The following is a 4,586-nucleotide window of genomic DNA, read 5'->3' on the forward strand; positions in this document are numbered from 1 at the left end:
CCTGTATCCAGAGCAAAGCACTACAGGCACAAGGCGGCCTTCACCGAGCGCTTACGATGCTTTCCATCTTGCGAATGAACATATCCACGGCGTGGTTCGGTGTGGGAGCCATAATGCGTCCCTCCCTTACGTTGTAGGTGGAAGCTCAGGCTCTCCCAGCCATCAGCACCTGCCCGCATTCAGCTGATGGTGGGTTCAGGTAGGTCACAGGTTAAGTTCTTCCATTAGCTCAGGTGAACCCGTCCAACTTGGCGTCCGGGAACATGGTGGCGTACTCCCCGCTCAGAGTGACGAGACGAGCTTGCAGCTCGATCCCCGCGACCCGGTGCCGGCGTGACAGGGTACGCATGGTGGCGGCCTCCCTGGCGTACCCAGCAGCCTCCTTCTCAGCGGCCACATCCGAGATCTCACAGGCCACCGCCTCCTGGACCGCAATGTCGTCGGTGATCGCGCGCATGAGGTCCAGCATCGCTTGGCGTAGGCTCACATCCCCGCCCTCCTGGTAGGATTGTACAGGATCCGGAGCGTGGATCCTGTTCTATGTTAATGCCGGACAGATCAATGTCTGCATACCAGATCGCCCGTATCCGGTGGGGAGCGGCATGAACTTGCAAGTCGTTCGTGTGCCAACAAAGGTTGCTTCATTGGAGAGCGATACGGAAGGCGCACTGCTTTATGTTAACGAGCACCTTGTGGCTGTGCTGACATGCTTAGCACCCAACACTGAGCACGAGCCGGAGCTTTGGCATAAGTGGTTCCTGGAGGTCGGTTTCGGACCCTGCGCTCACTCACCGCGCAACATCATGTTCGAAACCCTAGAGGCGGCCGAAGCTTAGGTCATGCAGAGGATGGGTAGGGCACGCCCTCTCGCGTGGCCAGGTCCCTATCCGATCCCTCGTGCGGAGGACCGCATCCGTTCTCTCTGAGGTGAGAGCCTCCCGTGCGCAATTGCGGGTGTGAAACATGAATGTGACTAATTATCGAGATCTTGGCAAGGAGACAATCATCCGAGTCTTGGTGATTTTCGCATTTTGATGCGAATAAGAGCTTCAATTTCCAGAGAAAGGTGTTGGAACGCTGCTTGGTCGTTGAAGTCCTGGTTCTCGTAGAGCTTGCGAACCAGCGTCTTCACCTCACGGAGGCCGGCAAGATAGCCCTTATCGTAATCGAGGGATCCGCCGGTGCTGCGATCATGGCTCTCAGGCGGTTCTGCGTAGGTGTGATGGCGGGCCACAGCTTTCTCCATGCGTTCACCAAGAAAGAAGCGCTAAGCTGGGACAGTCAAGCCGGAACGGAGTCCGCTATGGGTTGGTTTACATAGATCAACAAGGCATGGAGGATGCCATGAAAGTAGGAGCTGTACTGGCTGGCACGAGCGCTGCCCTATTACTCACGGTAACGATTGCCGCCGCAGGTCCGTGCGACACAGGCCCTCGCGATCCGCATCACACGACCTCTAACGCCAACCCGCCGCCGCCAGCCAGCAAGGTGACACCGGGCAGGACCGCGGAAACGACGGGCGCACTGGGCGGGACTCAATCCGGAGGTGGGAAGACGGCTATGCCAGGGGACACGTCGAAGATGTCCACGCAGGATCATGCGTCAGCGCAGCGGCCTAGCGACTGCTAAGGACGGCGCCTTACCACAGCACGCATGGACGTGCGGCCACACACATCACCGCCCCTCGGTCGGGCATAAAAGGACAATGCCCTCCACGGGCGTTTCCTCCCTAGACTTCGGCCGCCTCGCAAGGGCGGCCTTTTGTTTTCAGGGATGCGGCGGCGGTCCGGCTATCAGCCCCCCTCAGACATCGGACCGTCGCTGCGATCTCAGGGCATCCTGCGGGCGCATGCAGTCGGCTGGGCCACGGTCAGAGAGCTACCGCCTCGTCGCACAGGACGTGCCGTAGCCTGCCGGCGCTGAGGGCGAGAAAGGCACGCCGCAGCGCGATAGCTAGGATTGTGTGTTGCAGCGCACACTATGACGACTGCATCGCAACAAAACCGCCCTCCGGCTCGTTGCCTCGGTATGTCCGACCTTCACAAGCGCTCCACCGCTCGCCTTCCCGCCACCAGCCCAACCAACCTGCCGCTCGTGCCGCCAGAGAACCAAGCGAGCTACGCGGCAGTGATGGCCGAGATGCCGCGCGTGCGCATCAAGGCCGATCGTCCTGCCAAACCAAGCGAGTCTCTGCCCGCTGTAGGATCATTCTACAGCTAAGACCGGCCGTTTATTCCACCCCCCCCGCAACGCCAGCCTGCCCCGCACGCTCTGCCAAGGGGCAACTGTCCGGCAATGAGGTCCTAGATCTGAGGCTGAACCGTTACCGCTCACCTTTGCCGAGCCTCAGGGCATCCGGAGAGCGCCGAAGGCTGGGATGCCGCCGGCCTCAGTCAGAGCGCGAACCCAGCCGCCGCTTCCGCGAGTGCACGCAGGCTCGGGACATGAATTCTGTCGGCGGGCCCTGCTTAAGGCTTGCAAGGCCACGCCCCTGAAAGGGCCAGCCCGAGCAGCAGACCACCCGGCCGGTTCAGGTTCTTCGGGTGCTCCTTCAGATACCCGCAGAAGGCCTCCACGAGCTGCTGAGGGCTGATCGTCTCCTTCGGGCAGAGATGCTTGCCGATCGATGCGTCCGCGGCGCCCGTCACGAAGCCGGTCAGGTAGGTCTTCTGCGCCTCCGACGCGCTGGGCTGGCATGAGGCGGCGAACTCACTTCCTTTCTTCAAATCGGAGAGCTTGCCCTGCGCTAGAGCGGGCGAAGTGCAGAGCGCAACTACCAAACCGAGTACCAAACGCATTCTCACGTTCTCCGACAAAGAAGACTTTGCTGGCCGCAATCAGCGCCGCAATGCAAGCACACGGTTTGCGGCAGGCTCCTGAAAAGAGCGTTGAAGGACACTTAGCGCGACGGGGCACCAGCCCCTACTGCCTCGCCAGAGGCGGCCGAAGAGCCTATGCGCATCGCTGCGGTCCCTAAGGGTTCTTCGATCGGCTCGACGCCTCGATGGAGACAAATGTTAGAATTTTAGCGATCCGTCGAGCGCTTCTGAAACGACCATGCCCGAGAAAGGGTCAAATTCAATCGTTTCGAGGGAAGCCATGTCTGGTCATGAGAGCTCAAACTGGTACGATTACGAGACCGAAGAGCCGTCCAATGGCAGTGTCTTTGGAATGCGTGCAATGATTGTGCTGGGGGTCGGGGCGGTGGTCCCTTTCACCTACTTCGTGATCACGCACTTGGGCGCGTAGGTGGTGGCATCCTGAGAGCACCGAAGGGGAGGATCCCGGCCCCGAAGCTAGCGCCGACACCGACCGTGGCGCGATCCCGGCCGACACCTCCGGCAGCGGCGGGCGGACCCGCAGCGTTCCACCCTCGAACGGCCAGGAAGCGCGTTGTAGGTCGGGAGGCGCCTTAGTGCGGCATCCCTCCCGGCCGGGCGTACAGCGCCGCCCATTCTGCATCTGTCGGCTCATGCTGGTCCGAGATACACAGCACGCCCCTGTGAAGGGTCGCTCGGCCGTCAGCGGTCCACTTCCGCCAGTCCCGCAGGGCGGCGGCACCCTCCTCGTCGCCCATGGGTCGATCGGCAAGGATCGCCCGCGGCGCCTCGACGACGTGGATGGCCTCACAGCGAAGGCCTGCAAGGCTCATCGGATCAGCCCTTCTCTGCGCATGAGGCCAACGGCCCATTCCTCGCGGGCTTGGTCTAGATCCCCGTGGTGCGGGTCGAGGTCTTGGAGCCAGGCAATCAGCCCGTCCAATTCCTCGTCGCTGTAGCGGTGCGCGCCACAGAGCCGGCCGCGGTCGCGTTGCTCAAGTCGTGCGATGCGGCGTTCAATGACGGACAGCACTGGCAGTTCCGGTGTCTTCCTCTATGAAGCCGGCAAGGCTGGCGTCGCCGGTCGCGCGAAGGTGCCGGACGGCGGCGGGCAGGCTCCCGTGCTCCCGGACGAGAACGGGGTAGCCCCGGCGGATGATACGCCACAGCTGCGCGTCGCTCATCTGCTCCATGGCGCCGCTCGTGCCCTGCTGGCGTTCGATCTGGTCGAGGCGGAGGTGCAGATTGCGGGGGCTCATGATTGTGCGGCCTCCAGACGGGTTAGGCGGTCATGCAGGTTGGTGGCCCCAATTGCCCGCACATGGGCGTCCACCAGCTTGCCCAGTTCGGCGGCCTCGGAGGGCGTGAGGTCGCCAGCAGCAACGGCCGCTAGCAGTGCAGAGGTGGCCTTCGTCAGGTCGGCCGCGGTCTCGATCAGGGGCAAGGCGAACGGTACTGGCCGATCCTTGCGGACGGGCATCAGGCGGTCGAGGCACAGGCGCAGGGCCGTGGGGTCGCCGTCCTTCGCCAAGGTCGTGGCCTTGCGCATGGTGGCATCGGCGTCGTCCGACAGGATCAGCTCCATCGCCTGCGCGACCCGGGTCCGACTGCCCTTCGCCCGGCCCGCAGGGTTGCCGCTCTGCCCCTTCTGGAATGGTCGCCCTCTCGCGGGCATCACGATGTCCTCTCGTTTACGGATCTTTATCCGAGCTTCTGGTCAGCCCCCATCGGAGTGGTCCGCCCTGAAGTATGGCTTTGAGCCGACGG

At 62.7% G+C, this 4,586-nt stretch carries 5 protein-coding genes; all 5 read right to left on the minus strand.

Translation table 11 applies throughout. The features are described from left to right. Positions 1-229: 229 nt before the first annotated feature. The 5 genes from MFF64_RS36280 to MFF64_RS36300 all read right to left on the minus strand — a co-directional run bounded on the left by MFF64_RS36280 (position 230) and on the right by MFF64_RS36300 (position 4,494). Positions 230-487 carry a hypothetical protein gene (locus tag MFF64_RS36280; RefSeq protein WP_238193849.1) on the minus strand — a complete coding sequence of 86 codons (258 nt, stop codon included), beginning with the start codon at positions 485-487 and terminating at the stop codon, positions 230-232. Positions 488-1,003: 516 nt separating this feature from the next. Then, complete coding sequence (locus tag MFF64_RS36285; RefSeq protein ID WP_238193851.1) at positions 1,004-1,246, minus strand: hypothetical protein; 243 nt, start codon at positions 1,244-1,246, stop codon at positions 1,004-1,006. Between the two features lie 1,222 nt (positions 1,247-2,468). Further along, positions 2,469-2,798, minus strand: a complete 330-nt coding sequence (locus MFF64_RS36290) for a Rap1a/Tai family immunity protein (protein WP_238193853.1) — start codon at positions 2,796-2,798, stop codon at positions 2,469-2,471. Positions 2,799-3,835: 1,037 nt separating this feature from the next. Beyond that, positions 3,836-4,078: a hypothetical protein gene (locus tag MFF64_RS36295; RefSeq protein ID WP_238193855.1), complete on the minus strand. Its 243-nt coding sequence runs from the start codon at positions 4,076-4,078 to the stop codon at positions 3,836-3,838. Continuing rightward, positions 4,075-4,494 carry a DUF5681 domain-containing protein gene (locus MFF64_RS36300; RefSeq protein ID WP_238193857.1) on the minus strand — a complete coding sequence of 140 codons (420 nt, stop codon included), beginning with the start codon at positions 4,492-4,494 and terminating at the stop codon, positions 4,075-4,077. Before MFF64_RS36300 ends, MFF64_RS36295 begins: the two co-directional genes overlap by 4 nt. Positions 4,495-4,586 lie beyond the last annotated feature (92 nt).

It is taken from the genome of Methylobacterium frigidaeris (assembly GCF_022179185.1).
Lineage (GTDB): Bacteria > Pseudomonadota > Alphaproteobacteria > Rhizobiales > Beijerinckiaceae > Methylobacterium > Methylobacterium frigidaeris.